The organism is Nitrospirae bacterium YQR-1, from assembly GCA_039908095.1.
Taxonomy (GTDB): Bacteria; Nitrospirota; Thermodesulfovibrionia; order Thermodesulfovibrionales; family Magnetobacteriaceae; genus Magnetomonas.
The window spans coordinates 45837-72291 of sequence record JAMOBJ010000018.1 but is presented as its reverse complement, the minus strand read 5'-3'; the positions used below and the strand labels follow the sequence as shown (position 1 = coordinate 72291).

The window sequence follows — 26455 nt, the reverse complement described above, 5'->3', positions numbered from 1 at the left end:
ACAAACTCTTGCTCCCACAATATATTGACCGTAATCTTATGCTATAAAATCACGGGTGGGGTTAACTTGACGCTTACGGGGCAATGGAGATTAGCTCAAATGGCACATGAAGAGCCACCATGGAAAAATACTAAACCCGGAGAAATTATAACTCATAATGCTTTAAAAGACTATTTTGATACAATGATAGTTGACAATGAAAAGATTTAAAAAAATCATTAAAAAATCTGAACGTGTTTTAGTTCAGATGAAAATGGACAAATCCCTAACTGAGTTAGTATATTACTGAGAAGGAGGGAGTGTCTTGACAGATAAGCAAAGAAGAAAGATTTCGGCATAAGCTACCTGCTGAAAAATAGAATGTGAAGGTTTGTCCTAAATGTGGTATTAATTACCAAGAAGTTGGTTTATGTATTGTAGTGTTCGGGATAGGATTAGGAAGTTGGCTGTTTGCCAGGACTGTACTACGAATTGGCTTTCTAAAATCAGCTAATTTAATTAATTCTACAGATGGATGACGTTTCTCAGGTATAAACAAGCCTATTTGTTTTTTGCATTGTACTTTTACGATGCGAATAGCTTCTAATAAATCACTGTCGTTAGAAATAATTACTGCACAGTCATAAAGATTAAGCCATGCGTCGTTTAATAAATGCACTGCAAGGTTTACATCTGAACCTTTCTCTTCAGTTTTAATAACCTCAGCGAGTTTGACATTGTTTTGTGGATTAACCAAAGGCATTTTTATATTATTTGTTAAAAATTTTCCATAGTAAACCTTTAATTCTGGAATATAAGTTTTTAAAGCTCTTATATAGGTCTTTTGGCGAATAGGCCTGTCAGTATCGCCAATACCATTAACAATAGCCGTAAAATACTTTATACATTCGATTGTATCTGTAGGTTTTAGTAGCAGTTTACAAAGGCTCATAAAATCAAGCCATTTGTATTTTGTATTTTTTAATGCCCGATAATACATGTTAAACCCATCTATATATACATATGTCTTCATGCTAAAAAACACAAGAGCCACTAAGAAGTGGCTCTGTACCCTTGGTCGAAACCATAGGGGGGGTCAACGTATCTAAATATCTGATGTATAATAATACAAAAATCCTTATTTGTCAAGTGTTTTTTCAAATGCCTCGTATATCTCTATCGGTAGTGTCGTTGCCATGTCTTTATTGTACCTCCATTTTTTACTATTTATTCGTCAACCAATTAATTTTTCAGAAAAGTAATTGGTGCTTTTTGCAGCTCCCTTTTTTTAATCACAGAAATACATATTCCCTGATCTGTGACAGAATTTATTTGTATTGGTGTTAATGGCGCCGCCTGCCACACCAAGAAGAGGGACGCCGTCTATAAACTTAAAACCAGTAAAATCTTGATCAAAAGATTGTGGCGTTTGAATTGTCTTTATTGTGTCATTTTTACGAAATGAATTGTTTGTATTACTACTGTCAACATTAGCAGAATTGTTTTCAACGCCTGCTTCTTTTAGCGCATTGGCATATGTCTCATTTGCTATCTGTGCACCTGCTGCACTATGACCAGACCCCATGTATGACTGAAGATTTCGCCATGCTGCTTCAACTTTAGGAGACGTTGACGTCTCCGCCCCTATATAGTTAGAATATGCCTGCAAGCCTCGTGCCGCCTCTGTTACTCCTCTTCCAGTTTTAAGTGCGGTTTGTAGCGCTTGCACATAGGGATTTCTGTCTCTGTCGCTGCTGCTTGCATTCCTATCCTGTCTTACACCTCTTTTTGCATACGACATTATCCCGTATTCCGGCTTTTTTCGTGCAGAGCAGTAATTAATCCCACTGTCTTTTTTTGGCTTTGTGTCATCATAATAAACGATTTCTTGAGATGGTTTTTTGTATAACACCTCATTCATAGGGCGGCCGGTAGCTCCGGGCTCAGCGGGTACACATTTTAGGTCTTTAGTGCCAACTCCTTTACACTTATAAACAGTATGGGCTGGAGTTTCTACATATTGGTAATCCTCTTCTTTAAACTGTTCTTTTGGTTTTGGAAGTTGTTTAACTGTTTTACATACACATCCTTCACATTTCCACTTAGTGCCGGTCTCCTTACTTACCTCATAACAAATATCATCTCCGGCGAAACAAGGGACAGTAAGAATTACCAATAACAGGCACAACGCAAACCATTTCATGACAGCCTCCTCTTTTTTCCCCTGACATAAACGCCTGTGGTTTTACTAACTTAATTAAAAAAAATTGTCTATGCAGTTAACTCCGCTGCTAACAAGTTGTATTTAGCAATGAAAGGCTGTAACACTTTCCAACCATATCATTTGTTTTAATGATTGGTTTATTGCTTATCAAACTCAACACCACAGCATTATAACACATATTGAATATATTTCGCAAGTTGTTATTGCCGAAAAGTTAAATTTTTTATTTACAAAAAAGTTGTCTTCATGCTAATATCTGATGTGGAAAAAATGGATAAAGAACTATCAACAGAGAAATCTAAGGCGCTTTTTGAAAAAGCGCAAAGCCTGATTCCCGGGGGCGTCAACAGTCCTGTCAGAGCTTTCAAGGCTGTCGGGGGCAATCCGCTTTTTATATCTCACGCTAAGGGCTCAAAACTAACGGACGTTGACGGCAACTCCTATATTGATTACATGCTTTCGTGGGGACCTCTGATTTTAGGCCATGCACCCGATGAGGTAATAGCGGCAATCACAGAGGCAGCCGCAGGGGGTACCAGTTTCGGAGCTCCTAATCCCTATGAGGTTACACTTGCGGAGCTGATTATAAAAGCTTACCCGTCTATGGATAAAGTGCGCTTTGTGAATTCCGGCACTGAGGCCACCATGAGCGCTATCAGGGCGGCACGCGGTTTTACAAATCGGGATAAAATTATAAAATTTGAGGGCTGCTACCACGGCCACGCTGACGGTCTGCTTGCCAAAGCCGGCTCCGGCGCTACCACACTGGGTGTTCCGACAAGTCCGGGTGTCCCTGAATCCTATGCATCGGCCACTATCACTGTCCCGTTTAATGATTCCAACGCTCTCAAAAACGTTATTGAAAAGGAAGGGAAAAACATTGCCTGCCTCATTCTTGAACCGATTATCGGAAATATCGGCTGCGTCATCCCTAAAGACGGCTTCCTTGATGAGATACGGGAAATAACGGAAAAACACGGTATCATTCTGATTTTCGATGAGGTTATGACAGGCTTCAGAGCAGCGTATGGTGGGGCTCAGGCACTGTTTAAAATAAAACCGGATATGACCTGTCTGGGAAAAGTTATAGGGGGCGGGCTTCCTGTGGGCGCTTATGGTGGAAAGAGAGAAATAATGTCTCTCATTGCCCCCGAGGGCCCTGTGTATCAGGCAGGTACTCTCTCAGGAAACCCCATAGCAATGGCCTCAGGCATTGCCACTTTAAATATAATCAACAAGCCCGGTTTTTATGAGAAACTAAATGAAACATCTAAAGCCCTGGAGGACGGCCTCAATGACGCCGCTAAAAAGGCCGGCATAAAAGTTAAAATCTACCGCATCGGCTCTATGATGTGCCAGTATTTTACCGATAAAGAGGTTACCGATTACCCCTCAGCCTTATCATGCGATACACAGATGTTTTCCAAATACTTCAGAGGAATGCTCAACCGCGGCATATACCTTCCCCCGTCTCAGTTTGAAGCGTTCTTTCTCTCCTGCGCACACTCTCAAAAAGATATAGAAGATACCATTAGCGCCGGTTATGATGTTCTTAAATCTGTTTAAAGGAACATAAGCACATTGGTAATAGTGTAAAGGTATTGCAGATGTTTCCTGCCGAAAACATTGAATTAATTATACTGACCTCCCCGTTTTATGCTAATCAGCTATACCAAGCAGCATTCATTCGATTAACTTTGTTGGCTTCGTCGAAAGCTCCTTGACGTCTCCCCTAAAGAAACTATACAGACCCTTTAAAATATGTCTCAACAACTTAGCGTCAGATGTTTTAAAGGACTGGATTCCCAATCAAGTTGGGAATGACAGAGGAGTGCGCTCTCGATAGGCTCAGCCCTTTGACAAGCTCAGGAGCACAGAATGACAGAGGAGTTAGCGGCATGATTTACACAAATAAAATAGTATCTTCGTTAACTACAAAGGCAATTATTTTTATCTTGACAGCTATATTTATAGTATAGTACATTAATAAAAGTTTTTTAGATTTCTAAATAAACAGTTGGAGGGCGGATTATGGGCAGGAAAGTTGTGTTTTTAAGTTTGATGTATGTGTTGATGTACTCTTGTTTTGCATTTGCAGAGGAACCAAAGACGGCACGGCCATGGCCGGAGAGCATTGATGAATTAGTTGCAAATGTTAAAAAATCAATTAATGTTATTGATATGGATGCATTTAAAAAGGTAACTGAAAATAAAGGTGATGCAATAATTATAGATGTAAGGGAACCGGATGAGTATAAGTCGGGTTTTGTTCCGGGTGCTATCAATTTACCGAGAGGCCTTGCTGAATTTAAGATATGGAAGATGGTTGCCGGTTATCCCGATAAAACAGATACATCAAAGAAGATTTACATCTACTGTGCCATCGGAGGGCGTGCCGCTCTTACCACAAAAGCTCTTAAAGACGTTGGTTTCAAAGACGTTACCGCCGTTAATATGAAAATGGCGGACTGGGTAAAGGCCGGACACCCTGTAGAACGTTAAACTGAAAAGTTATGGTATAATCCTTAAAAATATAGGAATTTGAAATATGAGTTACAAATCGATACAGTAATGGGAAAATAGGGTTAATACCAAGTAGTAGTCAAAAGAGTAACGAGGCGGCAAGGAGAAAGCGACAAAGGCGTACTATGCTCGTACGTCAAGGAGCTTTCGACGAAGCCAACAAAGTTAATCGAATGAATGCAACTTGGTATAAGGGAGCCGGCTCCCTTGCAGGATAGGGTCTAAGGGGAGGGACGGAGTCCTTCCCAAAACATCCTTAACGTAAGTATGTTGAATGATAAATTATCAAGAAGGTCATTTTTAAAAGCAGCAGGGGTGGGGGTAGCTGCAACGAGTGCTCTGAGTCTGTTGAGTTTCACTAAGTGGCGGAAGGAAAGTTCTGAAAAATCCGAAGTAAGCAAAATCCCTACTCAGTGTCAGGGTTGCGGGGCTAACCGTTGTGGGATTTATGTGTATGTTAAAAACGGCCGCATTTGGAAGATTGAGGGTAATCCAAAGGCTAATAATAATCCCGGCTCTGTGTGTCCGCGCGGACACGGGTTTATTCATGGTCTTTATGATATCCACAGAGTAAAGCAGCCGCTTAAAAAAACAGAAAACAACACCTTTGTTCCGATCTCATGGGAAGAGGCTTTTAAGGAGATTGCGATAAGGCTAAATTTAATAATCATGGAAAACGGCCCGCAGTCAGTTTTTTGGCTTCAGTATCCGATGGCAAACGCCGCCCTTTCTTTTAGATTTATGCACGCACTGGGCTCTCCTAACACCGCCTCACACGGCTCTACTTGTTATGTAGCAAGAAACGCAGCTTTTAACGTGACCTATGGCGGACTGCCGTATATTGATATGAAAAATTCCCGCTACATTATAATTGTAGGCAGAAATCCGGCGGCCGGTATCAGGTTAGATCAGTTGACAGACCTGATGTATGCTAAAAACAACGGAGCTAAAGTAGTTGTGGTTGACCCAAGGCACAGTGAGACGGCAGTGCTTGCCAACGACTGGCTGCCGGTAAACCCCGGAACTGATTTGGCTCTTCTTTTAGCCATGATTTATGTAATCATTGATGAGAACCTCTATGACAGGGAATTTGTCGAAAATAATACCGTCGGGTTTGATAAACTTCAGGACAGCATTGTAACCTATCCACCTGAGTGGGCTGAAAAGGTCTGCCACATTCCTAAGGACACGATATATCGCATAGCAAGAGAGTTTGCAGCAAACAAACCACATGCTCTTGTTCACAGAGGCTATCACGGCGGATACGGCGCCGGATATATAAACAGCTTTCAGACAGCACGGGCGGTAGCTATAATTAATGCTCTTGCCGGAAACTTTGAAAGAACAGGGGGCCTGTACATGCCTCTGAAGCCGGAGTTGGGAGAGCTTAAGGAGGGAGGACATCCATCCCCTGAGATTCCAAAAGTGCCTAAAGCGGACGGTTCGGGTATCCCGGGCAGATACCCGCTGGGGTCGTACTCGGATGGAATCTCACATGCCATCCCAGAGCTGGCGCTATCCGGAGACCTCTCGGCAGGTTTCATTTATCACACAAACCCGTTAAGAACCAACCCTAATCCAAAGCGTGTGATCACTGGTTATAGAAAACTTCAGCTTCTGGTAACAATTGATTGTGTTATGTCTGAGACTGCCTCAATCTCAGATTATGTTTTGCCGGAGTCATTTTTTCTTGAGAGAGACGATGCGGTTGATACTGTGCACTCTTTAAAAACCGGGCAGGTAAGTATCGTGCAACAAATAGTGAAACCCATGTTTGATACTAAACCGCTTTTAGACATACTTGTGGGGCTATCCAAAGGGCTTGGTATTGAAAAGTACTTTAATTTCACACAGGAAGAGGCAAATGCGCTGAGACTTAAGCCATTTGGCATCACGGTGGAGGATTTAAAAAAAGAGGGAGTGATGAATGTCGGAGAAGCATGGCGGGATGGTTTTAAACCACCGAAAACAAAATCAGGGAAAGTAGAAATCTACTCTGAAAAGTTAAGCGCTCTTAATATTGATCCCCTCCCCAACTGGATTGCTCCCCTTACAAATCCCGACCCTGCCGACAGAAGTTCCTTCAGGCTCCTTCACGGCAAGCAGTCGGCACAAACCAACGCTATGACTTTTCATATTCCTATGCTGCGGCAGCTTAGCCTCAGGACGGATATGATACGCCTGTGGATAAATCGCAGCCGTGCAGAGGAGCTTAACATCAAAGACGGTGATAACGTCCTGATAGAGTCCGATATCGGCAGGGGAGTGATGAAAGTCAGGGTCACAGAGGGGCTTCATCCGTCCTGTGTGTGGATGCCAAGCGGTTACGGCGGATTTTCAAAACATCTGGATAATTCCTATGGCGTCGGGCTGTCTTATAATGACTTTCTGCCTACATATTTCGACCCCGTGGTTGGGCATGTTATGGCAAATGAGATTATAGTAAGGATAAAGAAAGTATGACAGATACGATAAAAAAATGGGGAATGCTTATAGATTCAAGCAAGTGCATCGGCTGCCATTCGTGTACGGTTGCGTGCCAAAACCAAAATGAGCTTCCTCCCAGAGATAATTTTAATCGTATTGAGGAAAGGGAGTACGGCAAATTCCCGAATTTCAGCAGGAGGTTTCTGCCTGTACAGTGCCAGCACTGCGACAATCCACCGTGTGTAAAGGTGTGTCCGGTGGGGGCCTCATATAAACGGCAGGACGGCGTAGTGATGGTTGATGCACAAAAGTGTATCGGGTGTAAGTACTGTCTGCTGTCGTGTCCGTATAATGTAAGAGTGATAAGTGAGGAGTACGGGCATGTGCATAAATGTAATTTTTGTATAGAAATGGTTTTAAAGGGTGAGAAACCGGCATGTGTTACCACGTGTCCTATGGGGGTCAGGGTATTTGGCGATCTCAACGACCCAGGCGGTGAGATTTCAATAGCACTTGCAAAAGTAAGCCATATCCGGCTGCTTAAAGAGCTCAATACAAAACCATCTATTTATTATGTTATAAAATGAACACAGCGGAGGTTTGTAGATTGCTTGCATGGCTTGTAAATGAGCCGGATAAGGAGATCGTTGATTTTATTAACGATGGGACGCTTTATAACACGATTTACGGATATTTTCTTGCTAACAGTATTAACTCAGGCAACATAGCACAGCTTAAAGATGAAAACATTACATTTGACAGTCTCTGCATGAAATATTACGGCAGTTTTAACGACAGAGGGGTCAGCTTGGTTGAATCGGTGTATAAACCGTGGAGCACTGAGCCCGGAAGCGGTAATTCCTCAAAGGGCTTTCTTATGGGAGATTCGGCGCTCCATATGAGTTTCTTATATGAGAGTTTTGGAATTGAGATACCGGAGGCCTACGCCTGTATGCCGGACCATCTTGCTCTTGAACTGGATTTTCTGTCTTTTTTATATGACAATTACCCCTCCACCCATGCACAGTTGTTTATGAGCGAACATCTGAACTGGATTCCATCATTGATTGATGAAGCTGTTAAAAATAAGATGGATGAGTTTTATTTATCAGTTTTAAGAATAACAGACGATTTTATTTGTTTTGAAAAGAATGCGGCTAATGAGGTATTTGCATGAAAAATCTGATAACGGCAGTGATTTTTACTTTAATTGTGACGGTGTTTCTTGCTTTTAACGGCTACAATAAGAAAAGTACAGAGTTATTTTCCAATAGCTCAACTTATGACGTTACCATTTGGAAAGAGTTAAAGGAAACGGCTGTTAAGACGGATAATATAACATGGTTTAGGGACAAAACGCTTGCCACCGGTACGGATGCAGCCCCTAAGCTTGCCAATAGTTGAGGTTAGGAGGTTGACTCTCTTAGGGTAAGAGAGAAGGAACATGAACCAAATATATTGGAATTATATAATAGTCTTCTACCTGTTTAGTGCGGGGATAAGTGCCGGAGCTGTGCTGGTTGGCTCAATAGCAAAGCTTACCGATGCCGGTAAATATCGTCAGACGGCTAAAACAGCAGCTTTGATTGCGCCGTTTCCAATAATGGCCGGAATGCTTGGGCTTGTGTATGATTTGGAAAAACCGTTGTATTTTTGGCGACTGTTGACTCATTTTGAGCCAACCTCGGTTATGTCTGTAGGTGCATGGATTATTTTCTTGTTTTCTATTATTTCCACCGTCAACTTTATTGTGGTCTTGCCTGAAAGATACGATTATTTAAAGATACGAAATTTGTTTGATGTTGCTTTGCTAAGCAGGCTGATAAATGTATCGGGATTTATTTTAGCCTTTGTAACCGCCACATACACAGGGCTTCTTTTAAGCACTCTTGTAGCAAGGCCGTTGTGGAACTCTCCGGTACTGCCCCTCATGTTTATGTTTTCAGCGGTCATTGACGGCATTGCCGTAGTGCGTTTAATCCACATGTTTTCGAAATCAGAGGACGTTCAACAGGACAACCACTTGCTTCACATCATGGACATAGTGCTGTTGTTTCTGTTGCTGCTGTCGCTTCTTTTGTTTTTATTTGGACTATATAATTCTTCCGAGTATGCACGGGGTTCACTTTCTGTAGTGTTAAGCGGAGAGCTGAGGGTTTCGTTTTTAATCGGCGTACTATTGTTGGGAATTATTGTTCCGGCTTTGTATGGGGTGTATGAGTTTTTTAGCGGAAATGCTCAAAGTGGCAGCTTTAAAATAATAGCTCTGCTCTGTACACTTATCGGCGGCTATATGCTCAGGTATGTTGCCATTTACGCCGGCCAGATAACCGGTGTCGTGTTTTAAGACTAAGTTGCATTCAATTGTCTAACTTCGTTGACAAAGTCAACGAAGTTAGACAATTGAATTAGAATTGGAATAATTCCCCGTACTTATCTTTACCTTCTTTATTAGTGTATAATTTCTTCTAAAGGAGAGTATATTGAAAAATATTTCAAAAGTTATAACAGCTCTTGTTGTGACGACGGCTTTAGCGCTTGTGTTTGTTTACTTAAACAATATGTATAAGGGGACGGCCGGAGCGCAAATATATAAAAAGACAAAGATTGCCATGGATACGTCAATTACGATTACGGTTGTGGCTAAAACTCAGGATGCGGCTGAAAAGGCTATAAGTGAGGCATTTAAAAAAGTTGACTACTATGACAACCTTTTTAGTTTTTTCCTGCCGGATAGCGAGGTGTCGCTGATTAATAAAAATGCCGGTATTAAGCCGGTTAAGGTCTCTGAAGATACGTTTGAATTAGTGCAAAAATCTGTGGAGACAGCAGTGTTAACAGAAGGGGCTTTTGATGTAACAATCGGGCCTGTAATGGTATTGTGGGATTTTGCTAAGGCAATTAAACCCGATGAGGAGGCAATAAAAAAACAGCTGCCACTGGTTGATTACAGAAATATAGTTTTAGATGCGGGACAGTCAACCGTCATGCTGAAGCAAAAAAAAATGCTGCTTGATTTGGGGGGTATTGCCAAGGGATATACAGCGGATAAGGTCGTTGAGGTACTTAAAGGGGCCGGTATAAACTCCGGCATTGCAGCAATGGCCGGGGATATAAAAACCTTCGGCACAAAACCAGACGGCACTGCGTGGTTTGTCGGAGTCAAAAAGCCAAGGGCGGCTCCGGGAGACCTCAAAGGCATTTTAAAACTTAAAGACCAGGCAGTGTCAACCTCAGGGGACTATGAGCGTTTTTTTGTTTCAAACGGACAACGTTACCACCATATATTAAACCCTGAGACCGGCTACCCGGCGCCGGAGTTTCAAAGCGTTACCATAGTAAATCCTGAGGGCGTTACGACAGATTCCCTCTCAACCGCCGTGTTTGTGATGGGGAAAAAAAAGGGGCTTGAATTTGTAAAGAAACATAACCTGAAAGCATTCCTAATCTACAGCGATAACACAACCTATATTACGGATAACCTTAAAGGGGAATTTGAACAGGAAAATTTTAACTAACCGGTTGACCCCTGGTGATTTAGCGCTTTTTTTATTTTTAATAATCATCTCACTCACAGGCTTGTATCATGTCTCTAAAGGGGTAACATCAGGAGGAGTTGTAAAGATAGAGGTCAACAATAAACTCCTTTATCGGTATTCACTAAATGAGGACAGAAGGATAACATTGCAATTTATAGAGATAGAGATAAAAGGCGGGCGGGTTGCCGTCATAGGAGCCGACTGTCCAAATAAGATTTGTGTAAAACAGGGTTTTATTGACCGTGGAGCAATCATATGCCTGCCCAATAAAACCGTCATCACTGTTGAAGAACACGGCACAGGGAAAGGCACACGAGGTGTTGATGCAACAACGTGAGAAATACACTCTTGCAATGCTCAGTGCCTTTGCTGTTGCCATCTCGGGGTTTGAGAGGTTTATACCAACCCCGGTGCCGTGGCTGAGGTTTGGTCTGGCTAACACAATTGTTCTGATTACGCTGCTTCTTTACGGCTTCAAGGCTGCATTTACAGTTTCTCTTATAAGAGTGATTGGGGGCTCTGTTATAACCGGAACTTTTCTAGGGCCGGCCTTTGTGCTGAGTTTAAGTGGGGGCATACTAAGCATATCGGCAATGGGGGCTGTTTACAGGATTATGCCGGGCACCTTCAGCCCAATAGGGCTCAGCCTCATTGGAGCACTGTTTCACAACCTGGGGCAAATAACGTCGGCTTATTTCTTGTTTATACAAAACCTCAGGGCAATATTGATAATTACGCCGGTTATAATTTTTTTAGGGACACTCACCGGTGCAGTTAACGGAATAGTTAGTGCAATGGCACTTGAGCGCTTGAAAAAAACTCAGGATAACGTACACAATAGCTGATGGTGGTAACATGTCCGATATGCGGGAAAGAAGTTAAGTGGCAGGACAGTCCGTACAGGCCGTTTTGTACGCAAAGGTGTAAATTAACGGACCTTGGTAAGTGGGCGGACGGGGAGTACCGGATTGCCGCCGGCCCGCTTGATGAAAAAGCAAAAAACGGGGAACCCCCTGACGATACAGAGGAGGATTAAGATGGTAAAAGTGGCGGTAGCCGGAGCATCCGGCAAAATGGGACAGAGAATAGGGGCGTTGGCGGTTGAGCATCCTGAAATAACCCTTACCGGAGCTTTTGAGAAACACGGACACAGCGCAATTGGCAAAGACTTTGCGGATGTGGCAGGTGGCGCAAAAACCGGAGTTTCCATAAGTAATTTGTCAGAGGCACTAAAGGCGGCCGATGTGGCTATCGAGTTTACGGCGGCGGAGGCAACACTGGAAAACTTAAAAACCTATGCCTCACTGAAAATCCCTGTTGTGATAGGCACAACCGGTTTGAGTGCCACGCAAATTGATGAGCTTAAACAGTACGCTAAGACTATTCCCATAGTGTTTGCTCCCAACATGTCGGTGGGAGTAAATCTTCTTTTAAGAATATTAAAAGAGGTAGCTTCAACCCTTGGGGATGACTACGATGTGGAGATAGTGGAAGCACACCACAGACTTAAAAAGGACGCCCCCAGCGGAACTGCTATAAAGATGGCTCAGGTAATTGCGGAGTCTCTGGGAAGAGATATCAATGAGGTTGGCGTTTTTGAGCGTAAGGGCATAATCGGGGAAAGATCAAAAAAGGAAATCGGAATCCAGACAGTCAGAGCCGGTGATATTGTAGGCGAGCACACTGTAATGTTTGGCGGCCTGGGTGAAAGAATTGAGATAACCCACAAGGCCTCAAGCCGCGATACCTTTGCAAGGGGTGCGTTGCGGGCCGCTGTCTGGATTAAGAACAAACCGGCAGGATTATTCGATATGCAAGATGTACTGGGGTTGAAGTAATTAACCGCCACAATTAAATAAATGCTGATTAATACTAAGTTGCAGTCTTCTGAAGTAAACGCAGGCGGCAAGGAAAAAAGCTACGGCTCCCCTTACAGGGGATTCCCCTTTTAGGGGAGAGAGTACGGCGAGGAGCTTTTGATGACGCCAAAAAGGTTAGGGGATAGAATGCGGCTTAGTATAAGGAGATTACAGTGAAAAAACATCATGTCTGTCCGTGGTACCTGGCTTATGCTTTTGACAATCCGCTGAGAAACCTTGTGCATGAACCCAAAAGACTTCTGTCGCCTTATGTAAAGGAAGGGATGAGGGTGCTGGATATTGGATGCGGAATGGGATATTTTTCAATCGGGATGGCTAAACTTGTCGGGGACGGCGGAGCAGTCATCTCTGTGGATTTACAGCAGAAAATGCTTGATGTGCTGATAAAAAGAGCAAAACGGGCAGGTGTCGACAGCCGCATTTCAACGGTGCTTTGCAAGGACAATAGCTTAGAGGTCACCGGCAAGGTGGATTTTGTGCTTGCCTTCTGGGTTGTTCATGAGGTGCCGGAGCAGGATGGGTTGTTTAACCAGGTTAAAACTGTTTTAAATCAGGGAGGTAAAATGTTTATTGCAGAGCCCAAAATACACGTCTCAGAAAAGGCATTTAAAGACTCCCTTGAAATAGCAAAAAAATATGGATTTTCTGTGGCGGCAACTCCTGAGACATTTATTAGCCAAAGTGTTGTGCTTACATTAAACTCATAATACCGGTAGAAATATGTTCATTATCAATTTGATAAAACAGGGATTGCCACACCTCTGTCACTTAGGCACATCCCGCCACCGAAAAACAGCGTTTTTAAAGGTGGAAATTATCAAAAGATGAAAAAACTATTACTAATAATATTTCTTACATTAACTCTGAATGATGCCGCAGCTCTTGAGATAACCGGCATCTATATCAGGGGTGAAGCCGGTATCAGCGGTAAAAAAATATCCAAACCGGTTAAGGTAACCTCTCCTCATTTAGTGATACGGGTGGATGGGGCACCTGATGGTTTTTGTTTAGAGCGCACAACTAAAACCGGCAATGAGGTTCTCTGCACGGGTACCGAAATTACAGGCAAAATCCTGCAGCCGGGGACATACACCGTTTTCCCCTCTCCCCCTGCGGATAAACGCAGAGAAACCGTATCTGTTTACTTGCAGCCGGTTTTAAAGAAAAAAACAGGGAAATAATCCTTAAACGTGATGGCTTTTCTTGATAGCCATAAGAAGATGATCTCTGAGGATTTTAAGAGAGGTAAACATCGCCTGAGGTATTTTAATGTCCCCTGCACGGGGTTTGTCGGCATAGAGAATTCCAATGGGTTTATCATCAACTGTGAGGTGCAGCAACATAAATGTCTGTGAATCAAAAAGTTTTCTGTACCAATCCGGAATACGTGACCTGACGTTGGGGTCGTTTATGTCCTGAATAATTATATCTGTCCTCTTTGACAGTACCAGATTAAACACATCGCTTGCACCGGTAAGTTTAAACTTGAAATCTGGGATTATCTCTTTGATATTGTCGCCAAGGCCGTACCTCCCTGATACATAAAAATCCGCAGTGTTTTTAACACAAAAAATGACACGGCTAAACCCCATAGCATTGTACATTACCTGGATTATTGCATTTAATATGTCATTAAAGGAGCGCCCCTGCAAAATATAATTAGAAATATCCACTATCCCCTTGTTTAGCAGAGTATCGGCGTTTTCAGGCATTTCCCGGTACTCGGAGCAATACAAAGCTTTTATCATTTTAGGCTCATCCGCCACTATTTTGCTCTGAGCTTTTTTTATAGTGTTTTCATCCAGCGCTCTTAATTTCTCAACAGCGGCAGTTAGTTTTTCCACAGATAATACTTGAGTGATTTTGGGATCAAGTCCGGACATATACTCAGAGAGGTCCTTAATGGAAATATCCGCTATATGTGCCATCTTGTCTCTGGATACATCAAAGCAGTCTTTATATCGTCTCAGAAACATGGCAAAACTTTCAGATATACCCTCAGTGTTGTTAGTCATCAGAATCCTGCTCATTTCGTTGGCAAAACAAACCAGTGTATGTTTTTTCTCAATTGCAAATCTGGGAACCGGCACGATTTTGTCTTTTATGGGTTTCATTGTCTGAAGCATCTCCTTAGAAAAACTCCAGTCATCGGCGATAATTATTCCAATATCCTCATAGCTTTTGCCCAAAACCGTTCTTGAGGCCTCAAGCTCGCTCATCTTCTTTTTTTCCATCATGATTTTTATATTTTGTGCCTCCTTTGGCATGAGAAAGGTGACAAGGAGGCGTCCTAAATTATGAAATACAGAGTATATGAATATCTCCTCGGTATTTCTGATACCCGTTACCTCGGCCATCTCCCGCGCAACGGAACCGCTTAGATATGAGCCGAGAATTTCTTCCTTAAGGCGCATGGCGGATGTTTTATCCTTTAAACTTTCAAACAGCAACAAGGACAGTGCTATGTTTTTTACCTTTTCAAATCCAACAACAAACACAGCTCTTGATATTGTATCAATCTTGCCGCTTCCCTGAGCTGAGGCATAAGCAAAGGTGTTAACCTTTTTCAGCAGCTTATTAGTTATTGATATGTCATCAAGGATATCGCCGGTGAGGTCGGCAATAGAGGTTATCTCATACTTTGACGCTTTTTGGCTTACCATTGTGACTGCACGAGAAAGCGCAGGGAAATCATTTGAGTCCTGAAGCCTCTTCTTTAAAATAGTTATCGCATCTGTTTTCTTTTCAGTCATAGAATTCGTCTTTTTTACGGAATTCCTTTAATATAAATTCCCATAAGCCTCCACAAAGCCGTTAACTACTTATCGTCTCTTCTCTGACAGTAGTTTAACACTTTACACAGATAGTGTCTATTTATTTTACATGGGCAGCCTACCGTGACACCCTTATTACCCCATCTGTGGACAGAAGTTTGTTGATAAGATTAGCAAGTTGTGTCTTATTGCTAACCTCAAGTGTAAAAACAAAATGGGCATGTTTGTCCTGAGCCGTCCTTGCCTCAAGATGGGACAGATTTATATTAAAAGTGGAGATTACATTGCTGAGGCTTGCAAGGATTCCGGGTTTGTCAATAGTTTCAACATAAACCCTTGCCGTGGTTGTTGATGTGGTCTCAGTGTTCCATGTCAGAGTGACAAACCTTGCCTCATCCAAAGAGAGCTTTTGTGAATTATTACACTCCTCCCTGTGAATCGTTACGCCTTTGCCCTTTGTGATAAAGCCGACTATCTTATCTCCGGGAACAGGATAGCAGCACTTTGCTGTTGTGTAAAGCAAGTTGTCTATGCCGGTTATATGAATTCCTCCACTGAGCCTGCCGGTTGGCTTGTGTGTTTTGGGAACAAATGGAGTTTCATCTTTAACCTCAGGGTTAATGCGGTTTATTATCTGTTTTGGGGTAATTTTCCCAAATCCCACGGAATACAGTAATTCATCAACGTTTTTGAGGTTGAAGGATTCAGCCACTTCCTGCATCTTTTTAGATTTTAGTATAGGGACCTTTATGTTGTTTTTTGTAAAGGCAGTCTCAAGCAGATTTGAGCCAAGGTGAACACCTTGCTTCATTTGTTCGGTTCTAATCCAGTGCCGTATCCTGTTTTTGGCCTTATGAGTAACGACAAAGTTAAGCCAGTCTCTGCTGGGAGTGTGTGAGGGAGATGTAAGGATTTCAACTGTATCGCCGTTTTGCAATTGGTACTTAAGTGCAACAATTCTTCCGTTTACACGTGCCCCTGCACATTTGTTACCAACCTGAGTGTGCACAGCATAGGCAAAATCCACAGGGGTTGAGCCAACCTGCAGCTCTTTAATATGCCCTGCCGGTGTGAAGGCAAACACCACGTCTGAGAGCACCTCGCCTTTGAACATCTCCAGAAATTCGCGGGCGTCGTTAGAGTCGCGTTGCAGGACAACCATGTTTTTCAGCCAGTCCATATAGGTGGAGTCCAACTCATCTGTTTTCCTATCACGTTCTTTTTCCTTTTCCTTATATAGCCAGTGAGCCGCTATGCCCTTTTCTGCAACAAGGTGCATTTCCTCTGTTCTGATCTGAAACTCCACCCGCTCCCCGTTGGGCCCAAGCACAGTGGTGTGAAGAGATTGGTACATGTTTGACTTAGGCATCGCCACGTAGTCTTTAAACCGCCCGGGCACCGGTACCCACAACGAATGGATAAGACCTAAAATCATATAGCACTGTGCTTTGGTATGCGTTACGATTCTTAAACCTAAAACATCGTTTACCTCTTCAAAGGATATCCTCTGGCTTTGCATTTTCTGAAATATCCCGTAGAGGTTTTTAACGCGTCCGCTTACCCTTGCAGGTATCGTGTGCTGGCCTGCCGTCTCCTCTATTGTGGCGGCAAGTTTTCTTATAAAAGCCTCGCGCAGCTCCTTTTTGGCTTCCACCTTTTTATATAACTCATCATAAAGCTCCTGGTACAGGTACTTAAACCCAAGGTCTTCAAACTCTGATTTAAGCCATCCCATACCGAGACGGTTCGCTAAGGGAGCATAGATATCAAGGGTCTCGGCGGCTATTGTCTTTTGCTTTGCTGCAGGCATAAACGCAAGTGTCCTCATGTTGTGGAGTCTGTCTGCAAACTTAATGAGCACTACCCTTACGTCCTCCGCCATTGCTATAAACATACGCCGGAAGTTCTCCGCCTGTGCCTCTTCACGTGTTTTAAACTCCATACGTTTCAGTTTTGTCAGAGATGTAACCATAAAGGCAACGTCGGAGCCGAAAATGTCTTCTATGTCGGCTACAGTGGTATCAGTGTCCTCAACTGTGTCGTGTAAAAAACCAGCCACAATCGTCTTACAGTCCATGTGCATATCCGCCAAAATTGATGCCACAGAAAAAGGATGGTCAAAGTATGGTTTGCCCTCTTTGCGTAACTGTTGACAGTGCGCCTCCTCAGTGAAATGATATGCTTTGCTTATCAGCGAGATATTGGCATCCGGTGAATACGCTACTATCTTCTTGAGTAACCGGTCTAATTTTATTATCTCATCTTTCATAACACCAGTAATTATATTATACAATGATTTTTTGATTTTATTACAGTAGTTAAATACCAAGTTGCAGTCAATCGTTAAATACCAAGTAGCAATCAAACAGAGGATTTTTTTTTTACTTTTTGCTATAATCTTTATATGGCGGAGAGACCAAAACATAAGCGTGCGCACCTGATAATTGAGGGCAGGGTTCAGGGTGTGTGTTTCAGGTCATTTACGATGGAAACCGCACGGAGGGAAAATGTGCGGGGATGGGTTAAAAACCTCAATGACGGCGACGTTGAGGCTGTATTTGAGGGGCCTGAAAGCTCGGTGGCGGCAGTGGTGGCAGCCTGTTATAAGGGGCCCCCGGGAAGTCTTGTTACTAATGTAAAGTTAACGTGGCAAGAGTATGCGGGGGAGTTTGAAACTTTCACAATCAGGCACTAGTATAGTGTTTAAGCAATAGATGGCTGCCGTTAACTGTGACTTTTGCGGCTGTCAAATACCAAAGCCTTGCCTGCCACAAATTACACATAATGATAAACACTACAGTGTATTTTTCTGCAGTAATTGCAACACCGGTATGACCTACCCCCAACCCGATTCCTCAGAGCTGGCAAAACTTTATGAGGTCGGCAAGTACCGTGAAAAAAAAGGCAGGAGGTTCGTTCCGTTTGTCGAGGATTTTATATATATATTCAGGGTTTTGCGCAGGCGGCGTATAGAGCGATTTGTTAAAAACGGAGCGATTCTCGATATAGGCTGCGGACGCGGCCTGTTTCTTTACATCATGAAACAAAAGGGCTGGGACGTCTCCGCCGTGGAGTTTGATGAAATAACTGCTGCAAATGTGTCGGAGACTTTCAGGATTAACTGCATATCCGGACATCCGGACACATGGAATTTCAAACCCGCCTCTTTTGATGTTATAACATTAAACCACGTACTTGAGCATGTGCCATGGCCCCTTGAAATGCTTAATAAGTGCAACAGCCTGTTAAAACCCGGCGGCCTTATTGTCGTTTCCGTACCTGATTTTTCAAGCGTTCAGGCATCATATGGTAAAGAGAACTGGTTTCACCTTGATGTTCCTTACCACCTTACACACTTTACCGAAAACGGCCTGAAAAGTGTTTTGGAGCAGCATGGTTTCAAAATTATAAAAATACGGCGTTTTGACCTTGAGTACTCACCGTTTGGCTGGCTGCAAAGTCTTTTAAACTCCTCTGGAATAAGGAAAAACCTCCTGTACTCATATATCCTTGATATGGAATGGGCAAAAAAGCGCCTTAGGAATGTTTCAAGATTATACATATTTATAATAGTTTTTTTATTGATGTTTTTTGCACCCTTATCCCTGTTCCTCTCACTTTACGAATCATATGTGATAAAAAAAGGCGGTGTCGTGGAATTTTTTGCTGTAAAAAAGACGTAAAAAGGGCAGAGCTATCCCAGCCATTTGACGTACTTTTGATTATTTGCTAACATATTTTCAGGTACTCGTCAAAAATGAGAAAAAAATTTATATATCAGACTTTAACAGGATATACAGATGATTTGTTTAGTTGAAGCGTTGCGTTACAGATGCTTGAGGTATATCAAAAAAGATATTGGCAACTTTCATATTTTCTCAGCGAAACAGCCGGCCTTGTAAATGTATATGTTCTTATGTTATAAAAGAGTAATCTTATGATTTTAGGGAAGAAAGTAGCGGTGGTGATGCCGGCCTATAATGCTGAGAAGACACTTCAGCAGACTTATGATGAAATCCCCCACGATTATGTGGATGAAATCATCGTTGTGGATGACGCCTCGCGGGACAGTACCCCTGAGGTAGCCAAAAGCCTTGGCCTTAAGGTAATTGTACACGAAAAAAACCGCGGTTACGGCGGCAATCAAAAGACCTGTTACAAAAACGCCCTTATAGGAGGGGCGGATGTTATCGTTATGCTGCACCCCGACTACCAGTACTCGCCTAAACTTGTAACAGCACTTGCCGCTATGGTTATCTCCGGCCATTACGACGTCGCCCTTGGCTCAAGAATCCTGGGTGGGGACGCCCTCAAGGGTGGTATGCCCACATATAAATACATATCCAACAGGTTTTTAACATTTTTTGAAAATATCCTGCTGGGCATTAAACTCTCGGAGTACCACACAGGTTTCAGAGCTTTCAGCAGGAAAGTCCTTGAGACCATTCCTTTTGAAAATAACTCGGATGATTTTATTTTTGATAACCAGATGATTGTCCAGGCTCTGCACTTCGGCTTTAAAATCGGCGAGATTAGCTGCCCTACCAAGTATTTTGAAGAGGCCTCCTCTATAAATTTCTCCCGTAGCGTCACATACGGCCTTGGTGTTATGGGCGCATCTGTACAGTATTTTCTTCAAAAGAAAAAAATTGCGAATTATAAAATATTTGAAAGTAATAAACCTTGATATATTAAGTATTTTATATAGGCATATTTAAAATTTATTCATGCAATCCGTCTCATTTGGAAAAACCGGACTTAAGCACGCAAATACGGCAGCGGCGCTTATTCTCTTTGTTGTCAGTGTTTTGGTATATTTGCCGGTGCGTCAAAACGGTTTTGTCAAATATGACGACCAGCATTATATAACGGCAAACCGGCAAATACAGCAGGGACTTACCACCTTAAACATTAAATGGGCGGCAACCGGAATTGTCGATGGCAACTGGTTTCCTCTTACTGTTATATCACACATGGCGGATATTTCCCTTTACGGGTTAAACCCCAAAGGCCACCATATGACAAACGTTCTGATTCACGCCCTAAACTCGGTAATGCTCTTTTTTGCACTAATTGCCTTAAGGCAAACATTACGGCAAGGTGCGTTTATCTCACTGCTTTTTGCCATACATCCTGCTCACGTTGAATCCGTTGCGTGGGTGGCTGAAAGAAAAGACGTCCTGTGTGCCTTTTTTTGTTTTTTAACGATTTATTTATACGTCAAATATATAAATAAACCTTTTTTTTTAAGATACCTTACCGTAATTGCTTCACTTTCTTTGGCGCTTATGTCAAAGCCTATGGCTGTAACCCTGCCATTTGTATTGTTATTGTTTGATTTTTGGCCGCTTAACAGAATTAAATCGCCCACGGACTTCTTCAGAGCCTTTTTTGAAAAAACCCCTCTTATTTTACTAATAGTAATATCCGGTGTTATAACGTTTAATGTACAAAAAGTAAGCGGTGCTCTTACCCCCCTTACATTGGACTACAGAATAGAAAATGCCGTCATTTCCTACGCCGCCTATGTCTGGAAATTGTTTATTCCTATAAACCTGAGCGTCTTATATCCACTACCACTGAAAATTTCAAAAACCGCTTTTTTTGTTTCACTGGTTTTCGTTATTTCTGCCACGGTGTTGTCTTTATGGAAAATCAAAAGCAAACCATATATTTTTACCGGATGGTTTTGGTTTTTGGGTATGCTTGTGCCCACAATCGGAATAGTCCAGGTTGGGCTTCAATCAATGGCTGACAGATACACCTATGTGCCATATACCGGTTTATTTTTGATTATAGCTAATTTGTTTAGCTCTTTATATAATAAATATGAACGTCTCAAACCGGCATTTTACACCGTAACGGCAGCGTTTATTGTTTTTTTATTATCACTGACCCTAAACCAGCAAAAACACTGGACTGACAGCATAACACTCTTTAAACATGCTGTGATGGTTACTAAAAATAACTATGTGATGTACTCCAACCTTGGGGTAGCCCAGGCTCTGGAGGGAAAACCTGTGGAGGGTGCTGAGTCACTAAAGAAAGCTATAGAGATTAATCCTAACTTTTCAGATGCTTACACAAACCTTGGCACCATATATTTGTTTCAATTAAAGGAGATTAAAAAAGCGGCTGAATGTTTTAATAAATCAATCAGCCTAAGCCCTAACAATGCGGATGATTATAACGGGCTTGGCGTAGCACTGGCCCTTAGTAACCGAGGGCGGGAGGCAATTGCCTATTTTGATAAAGCCCTGGCTTTAAACCCACAACACATGGATGCTGAAAGAAATAAACAGATTGCCCTTAAATCTATAACAAAAACACAATCCCGCCAAAGATGATATCCTCTACAACACCTCCTCAATACTACTTTAATATTGCCTTGGCAGTAAGCCTTGTGCTGCTGTGCATAACTGTATTTTATCCATCTCTGAATAATGCTTTTGTTCATTACGACGACCCTAAATACGTAACAGGCAATCCTCATGTCCTTAAGGGTGTAACAGTGGAAAATATAAAATGGGCACTTACCGCACATGTTGATTCCAATTGGTTTCCATTGACTTTAATATCACATATGACAGACGTATCCATTTTTGGACTTAACCCCCGCGGCCATCACGCTACAAACCTTTTTTTCCACTGTGCAAACACTCTCTTAGTATTTCTGCTGTTTTCTTTCCTTTTAAAGTCCACAACACGGGCTTTTCTTATTGCCGCTCTCTTTTCAGTGCATCCACTTAAGGTGGAATCTGTTGCGTGGATTTCTGAAAGAAAGGACGTCCTTAGTGCATTTTTCTTTTTATTATCTCTGTCGGCATATAGCCTCTATGCCGGTGGAAAGAGAGCTTTATACTATCTGCTTGCCTTTCTTGCCTTTGCCCTTTCCCTTGCATGTAAACCTATGGGAGTAACCTTACCTTTTTTGGCGTTGCTTTTGGATTTTTGGCCGTTAAAAAGACTTGCAGGCGCTAAATCTATAATTAACCTGGCTATCGAAAAATTACCGTTTATGATGCTCTCCGTCATCTCAAGCGTAATCACTCTGCATGTCCAGAAAGAGGGCGGCTCCATTAGTTCTATTTCTCTTTCAGCAGCCTCTATGAATGCAGTCGTTTCATATGTTAAATATATCTACAAAATGTTTATTCCTCTGAACCTCTGTGTTCTCTACCCGCTTCCTGAGACCACAGAGCCCTCAACTTTCACTGCCGCCCTGTTGGTGTTAATTGTCATCTCCGTCGTTTCCGTTTTACTGATAAAAACAAATCCGTACATTTTTACCGGATGGTTTTGGTACATCGGAATGCTGGTGCCGGCAATAGGAATAGTGCAGGTAGGTGTGCAGGCTATGGCGGACAGATATGTTTATATGCCATATACCGGCCTTTTTTTGATTGCTGCAATGGTGCTTCCGTACAAGGATGAGTATCGGAAGTATTTGACGGTATTTTATCCAGTTTTGGCGGCATTAGTGTTATTGTCTTTAAGTTTTGTCACAGTAAAGCAGATAAGATATTGGCAAAACAGTGAGACGCTGTTTGTCCATGCTATTGAGGTGACTGAAAACAACCAGGTTATGAATGTAAACTTGGGCCTGTACCTGGCGGAGACCGGCAGGGCGGAGGCAGGGATTGAGTATATTAAGAGAGCCATTGCTATAAATCCACGCATTTTACAGGCTCATATAAACCTTGGAACAATTCTGTTGTTTCAGTTGAAAGATATAAACGGTGCTAAAGAGGCATTTGTAAAAGCACTGGAAATTAATCCTTTAAGTGCTGATGCCTTAAGCGGCCTTGGTGTTGCATATGCTTACTCAGGGCGGCCTGAGCAGGCAATTGAGTTTTTAGAAAAAGCTGTAAGAATTGCCCCCGATATGGAGATGGCACGAAAAAATCTGATAAGTGCATATCTGCTGAAAGAAAAAATGCAGGAGATACAATAATGGTTTGCCCTGACAACGAGACTGTGTTAAGAGATGCCCTCAAACTTTGTGAAAAAGCTATAGAAGCAGCCCCTCGGAACTCCCAGTGCTGGAATGAAGCCGGATTAATTTATATGAAATGTGCAAATTACAAAAAAGCAATAGAATGTTATGAACAGGCTTTAAGCATAGATAAAGCCGCTTATGGTGATAAGCACCCGACAGTGGCCATAAGACTAAACAATTTGGGCGCTGCGTGGAAACATTGCGGGCAGTTCAGCAAAGCTATCGAGTTTTATAACCAGGCCTTAAGCATTGATAAGTCGGTTTACCGTAATAATCACCCTAAGGTAGCGATAAGACTATATAATCTGGGTGCTGTATATTGCACCACAGAGCAGTTTGATAAAGCTGCCATATTGTTTAAACAATCACTGGATATTTTCAAAAATACATTAGGCATCGCTCATCCATCTACAAAGACAACGGAGGAGCATTTAACACAGGCTCTGGAAAAGTTAAAGAATCAAACTACCGATACCAATTCGCAGTCAGAAGTAAACACAGGCGGCTGGGAGAAAGCGCCGCCGCCTCTTTAGGGGAGCGTACGCCCAGGAGCTTTTGACAAAGCCAACGAAGTTAGACTTCTAACTGCAACTTGGTATTAAGACATTTTTTTAGCTAAAACTTTTAAAATTAAATCATATTGACATAAATAATTATTATTTGTATAATTACACAGTGAAAGGGGTAGTATTGCAGGAACCAAAGATAAAAAGATGTGTGCCTGAAAGAAGATAGAATGTCTGTTTTTTCAGGCTGCAAAGTCCCGACGGAGTTATTTAAAAGATAGATGATAAAGTTAATTTTGGCCAATAAGAAATGTTTGTTGGTAGATGATTTCTCAGAGTTCAGGTATTCAGTTAAGAAGATGCTGCAATCTCTTGGGGCAACAGATGTGGATGATACCGGTGACGGTGATGAGGCTATAGATAAAATAGCGTTGAAAGGATATGATTTAATCCTTTGCGATTATAACTTAGGTGAGAATAAACGAGACGGGCAGCAAATCCTTGAGGAAGCAAAGCACAAGGAAATCCTTAAATACTCCGCCATATTCATCATGATTACAGCAGAGAATACAATGAGGATGGTTATGGGCGCTATGGAGTACAAGCCGGATGATTATCTTACAAAGCCTTTTACAAAAGAAGGCCTGTTGGGGCGGCTTGAGAAAATCATGGAAAAGAAAAAGGACTTTGAAACCATAGATAAAGCTCTTGCCCGTAAGGACTACCACTCAGCGCTCAGACTTTGCAATGAAAAAATTCAGTCCAAGCCCAAAAACATGTATGAATTACTAAAATTAAAAGCCGAACTCTCTATAACCGTAGGACAGTATTCAGAGGCTGAATCAATATATAGTCAGATAGTAAACATAAGAAGGCTGCCGTGGGCGCTGCTGGGGCTGGGCAAAGCCTTATACTACAACTCTAAATATATGGAAGCTAAGGAAACATTTCTTGAAATCATAGACGACAACAGATCCTTTGTGGAGGCCTACGACTGGCTGGCAAAAGTTCTGGAGGAGCTTGGTGATTTGAAAGAGGCGCAACGCATGTTGATGCTTGCACTTGAGTTGTCTCCAAAGGCAATCCTTAGACAGAAGGCACTTGCCGATATAGCGTATAAGAACAAAGACCTCAACACTGCCGAGAATTCATTTAAGCAAGCCGTAGATCTTGGTAAAAATTCATGTTTTAAAAGTGCTAAGGATTACACCGGTTTGGCACAGGTAATGATAGATAAGAAGACTCCTGAAAAGGCACTTAAGGTTCTTCAGGAGACAAAAACAATGTTTACGGCAGACCGTGAATCGAGTCTTCAGGCAAGTTTAATGCTGGGGATTGCGCATAAAGATCTCGGTAATGAAGCTGAAGTAAAGGCTGCCATAGATGAGGCTACTTCTCTCTATAACGGTATGAAGGGTTCAATAACATCGGAAGCGTCCCTTGATATAGCAGGTTCTTTCTTTAAACTGGGCGAAACCGACAAGGCTAATCAGGTGATGCAGGAAGTTGTAAGAAATAACCATGATAACGAAAAAATTCTAAAGAAAGCTCAGGAAATATACACTAATGCGGATATGCAGACAGAGGGTGAAAAAATGATTGCCGCTACGAAGCGGGAAATTATTAAGGTAAATAATGACGGGGTTATGCTGGTTAAATCAGGAAAGTTGAACGAGGCGATAGACTTTTTTGAAAAGGCAGCCACCGGTCTCCCTGAGAATAAAATCATCAATGCTAATGCCGCTCAAGCCATATTGATGTATATGCAGAAGTTTGGAAAGACAGATAAACATATAAACCAGGTACAGCGGTATCTCGACCAGATAAGAAAAGTTGATCCCTCTTATAAAAAGTATCAGGAACTTGTTGCCGTGTACAGAAAACTTGTGGAAGTGTAGGTGATTATGAAAACAGAAGAAAGAAGTATAGACTTTGCAACAATCCTTGCCTCAGCAGTGCATGATATGAAGAACTCTCTTAGTATGCTTCTAAATTATCTTGATGAGGTGGTGGACTATTTTAAGGAAATTGAGGTTCCTGAAGCCGTACAACTGACACACCTTCATTACGAAGCAAAACGTGTAAACAATAATCTTATACAGCTTCTGTCCCTCTACAGACTGGACAAGTCCATGTATTCCCTCAATATAACATACAATTCCGTAAGCGAACTTTTCAACGAACTGGTTGTACAAAACATGACAATGCTTGAGCATAAGAACATATCCTTTGAGACAGAGTGTGAAGACGATCTTTATTGGTTTTATGACCAGGATATGGTCGCCGGTGTGCTAAACAGCACTATAAACAATTCCTTCAGATACACAAAATCAAAGCTCAGGCTTGCAGCAATTGTTGAAGAGGGGTATCTGAAAATTACCGTAGAAGACGACGGCTGCGGTTATCCAAAGTCTCTCATGGAAACAACAAGCAACCATAGCGGTAAATCTATAAACTTTAACTCAGGTAGCACAGGTTTAGGCCTTTTCTTTGCTGAAATTGTTGCCGACTTCCACACGAACAAAAATAAAAAAGGATATATAACTCTGGCTAACGGGTGTACTTTGGGCGGAGGATGCTTTAGTTTGTACCTTCCTTAAAGAG

The 26455-nt window shown here is 42.2% G+C and carries 27 protein-coding genes; 23 read left to right on the top strand and 4 right to left on the bottom strand.

Annotation, left to right across the window (positions count from 1 at the left end):
* The coding region (locus tag H7844_09965; protein ID MEO5357608.1) for a hypothetical protein at positions 1–210 on the top strand (210 nt) is incomplete at its 5' end.
* A gap of 181 nt (positions 211–391) precedes the next feature.
* Here the strand turns inward: H7844_09965 and H7844_09960 are convergent.
* Together H7844_09960 and H7844_09955 are read right to left on the bottom strand one after the other, a co-directional pair.
* Entirely contained in the window at positions 392–1012 is a 621-nt protein-coding gene (locus H7844_09960) for an NYN domain-containing protein (GenBank protein ID MEO5357607.1), read from the bottom strand.
* 255 nt (positions 1013–1267) lie between these two features.
* Positions 1268–2182, bottom strand: coding sequence for a hypothetical protein (locus tag H7844_09955; protein ID MEO5357606.1), 915 nt, complete (start codon positions 2180–2182; stop codon positions 1268–1270).
* A 291-nt stretch (positions 2183–2473) separates the two neighbouring features.
* Between H7844_09955 and hemL the strand changes: the two genes are divergently transcribed.
* The 14 genes from hemL to H7844_09885 all read left to right on the top strand — a co-directional run bounded on the left by hemL (position 2474) and on the right by H7844_09885 (position 13753).
* Positions 2474–3769 (top strand): glutamate-1-semialdehyde 2,1-aminomutase, encoded by a 1296-nt coding sequence (hemL, locus tag H7844_09950; protein MEO5357605.1) that lies wholly within the window; start codon positions 2474–2476, stop codon positions 3767–3769.
* A gap of 465 nt (positions 3770–4234) precedes the next feature.
* Entirely contained in the window at positions 4235–4705 is a 471-nt protein-coding gene (locus tag H7844_09945; GenBank protein ID MEO5357604.1) for a rhodanese-like domain-containing protein, read from the top strand.
* Between the two features lie 288 nt (positions 4706–4993).
* Complete coding sequence (locus tag H7844_09940; GenBank protein MEO5357603.1) at positions 4994–7189, top strand: molybdopterin-dependent oxidoreductase; 2196 nt, start codon at positions 4994–4996, stop codon at positions 7187–7189.
* Complete coding sequence (locus tag H7844_09935) at positions 7186–7740, top strand: 4Fe-4S dicluster domain-containing protein (protein MEO5357602.1); 555 nt, start codon at positions 7186–7188, stop codon at positions 7738–7740. Before H7844_09940 ends, H7844_09935 begins: the two co-directional genes overlap by 4 nt.
* 20 nt (positions 7741–7760) lie before the next feature.
* A complete protein-coding gene (locus tag H7844_09930; protein ID MEO5357601.1) occupies positions 7761–8330 on the top strand; it encodes a molecular chaperone TorD family protein in 570 nt (189 codons plus the stop codon).
* The gene (locus H7844_09925) at positions 8327–8557 is read left to right on the top strand and encodes a hypothetical protein (protein MEO5357600.1); all 231 of its coding nucleotides are present in this window, start codon (positions 8327–8329) and stop codon (positions 8555–8557) included. The genes H7844_09930 and H7844_09925 overlap by 4 nt, the downstream gene beginning before the upstream one ends.
* A gap of 40 nt (positions 8558–8597) precedes the next feature.
* Positions 8598–9500 (top strand): polysulfide reductase NrfD, encoded by a 903-nt coding sequence (gene nrfD / locus H7844_09920; GenBank protein MEO5357599.1) that lies wholly within the window; start codon positions 8598–8600, stop codon positions 9498–9500.
* 136 nt (positions 9501–9636) lie between these two features.
* Positions 9637–10671, top strand: a complete 1035-nt coding sequence (locus tag H7844_09915; protein ID MEO5357598.1) for an FAD:protein FMN transferase — start codon at positions 9637–9639, stop codon at positions 10669–10671.
* Entirely contained in the window at positions 10649–11029 is a 381-nt protein-coding gene (locus H7844_09910; GenBank protein ID MEO5357597.1) for a NusG domain II-containing protein, read from the top strand. Before H7844_09915 ends, H7844_09910 begins: the two co-directional genes overlap by 23 nt.
* On the top strand, positions 11016–11537 hold the full coding sequence (locus H7844_09905; GenBank protein MEO5357596.1) for a Gx transporter family protein: 522 nt from the start codon (positions 11016–11018) through the stop codon (positions 11535–11537). Before H7844_09910 ends, H7844_09905 begins: the two co-directional genes overlap by 14 nt.
* A complete protein-coding gene (locus H7844_09900) occupies positions 11537–11728 on the top strand; it encodes a DNA gyrase inhibitor YacG (GenBank protein MEO5357595.1) in 192 nt (63 codons plus the stop codon). Before H7844_09905 ends, H7844_09900 begins: the two co-directional genes overlap by 1 nt.
* Before the next feature lies 1 nt (position 11729).
* Positions 11730–12530, top strand: a complete 801-nt coding sequence (gene dapB, locus H7844_09895) for a 4-hydroxy-tetrahydrodipicolinate reductase (GenBank protein ID MEO5357594.1) — start codon at positions 11730–11732, stop codon at positions 12528–12530.
* 194 nt (positions 12531–12724) lie between these two features.
* The gene (locus tag H7844_09890; protein ID MEO5357593.1) at positions 12725–13279 is read left to right on the top strand and encodes a class I SAM-dependent methyltransferase; all 555 of its coding nucleotides are present in this window, start codon (positions 12725–12727) and stop codon (positions 13277–13279) included.
* Positions 13280–13396: 117 nt separating this feature from the next.
* Positions 13397–13753, top strand: a complete 357-nt coding sequence (locus H7844_09885; GenBank protein ID MEO5357592.1) for a hypothetical protein — start codon at positions 13397–13399, stop codon at positions 13751–13753.
* 3 nt (positions 13754–13756) lie between these two features.
* Here the strand turns inward: H7844_09885 and H7844_09880 are convergent, their stop codons facing one another.
* Together H7844_09880 and H7844_09875 are read right to left on the bottom strand one after the other, a co-directional pair.
* Positions 13757–15325 (bottom strand): HDOD domain-containing protein, encoded by a 1569-nt coding sequence (locus H7844_09880; GenBank protein MEO5357591.1) that lies wholly within the window; start codon positions 15323–15325, stop codon positions 13757–13759.
* 139 nt (positions 15326–15464) lie between these two features.
* Positions 15465–17615, bottom strand: a complete 2151-nt coding sequence (locus H7844_09875) for a bifunctional (p)ppGpp synthetase/guanosine-3',5'-bis(diphosphate) 3'-pyrophosphohydrolase (protein MEO5357590.1) — start codon at positions 17613–17615, stop codon at positions 15465–15467.
* A gap of 135 nt (positions 17616–17750) precedes the next feature.
* Between H7844_09875 and H7844_09870 the strand changes: the two genes are divergently transcribed.
* The 8 genes from H7844_09870 (at position 17751) to H7844_09835 (ending at position 26451) form a co-directional block, all read left to right on the top strand.
* Positions 17751–18041 (top strand): acylphosphatase, encoded by a 291-nt coding sequence (locus H7844_09870; protein MEO5357589.1) that lies wholly within the window; start codon positions 17751–17753, stop codon positions 18039–18041.
* Positions 18042–18177: 136 nt separating this feature from the next.
* Positions 18178–19029, top strand: coding sequence for a class I SAM-dependent methyltransferase (locus H7844_09865; protein MEO5357588.1), 852 nt, complete (start codon positions 18178–18180; stop codon positions 19027–19029).
* Positions 19030–19283: 254 nt separating this feature from the next.
* Entirely contained in the window at positions 19284–20033 is a 750-nt protein-coding gene (locus H7844_09860; GenBank protein MEO5357587.1) for a glycosyltransferase family 2 protein, read from the top strand.
* 40 nt (positions 20034–20073) lie between these two features.
* Positions 20074–21693, top strand: coding sequence for a tetratricopeptide repeat protein (locus tag H7844_09855; protein ID MEO5357586.1), 1620 nt, complete (start codon positions 20074–20076; stop codon positions 21691–21693).
* Positions 21694–21749: 56 nt separating this feature from the next.
* Complete coding sequence (locus H7844_09850; protein ID MEO5357585.1) at positions 21750–23300, top strand: tetratricopeptide repeat protein; 1551 nt, start codon at positions 21750–21752, stop codon at positions 23298–23300.
* Positions 23300–23878: a tetratricopeptide repeat protein gene (locus H7844_09845; GenBank protein ID MEO5357584.1), complete on the top strand. Its 579-nt coding sequence runs from the start codon at positions 23300–23302 to the stop codon at positions 23876–23878. The genes H7844_09850 and H7844_09845 overlap by 1 nt, the downstream gene beginning before the upstream one ends.
* Before the next feature lie 254 nt (positions 23879–24132).
* A complete protein-coding gene (locus H7844_09840) occupies positions 24133–25749 on the top strand; it encodes a response regulator (protein ID MEO5357583.1) in 1617 nt (538 codons plus the stop codon).
* Positions 25750–25755: 6 nt separating this feature from the next.
* Positions 25756–26451: a HAMP domain-containing histidine kinase gene (locus H7844_09835; GenBank protein MEO5357582.1), complete on the top strand. Its 696-nt coding sequence runs from the start codon at positions 25756–25758 to the stop codon at positions 26449–26451.
* Positions 26452–26455: the final 4 nt, after the last annotated feature.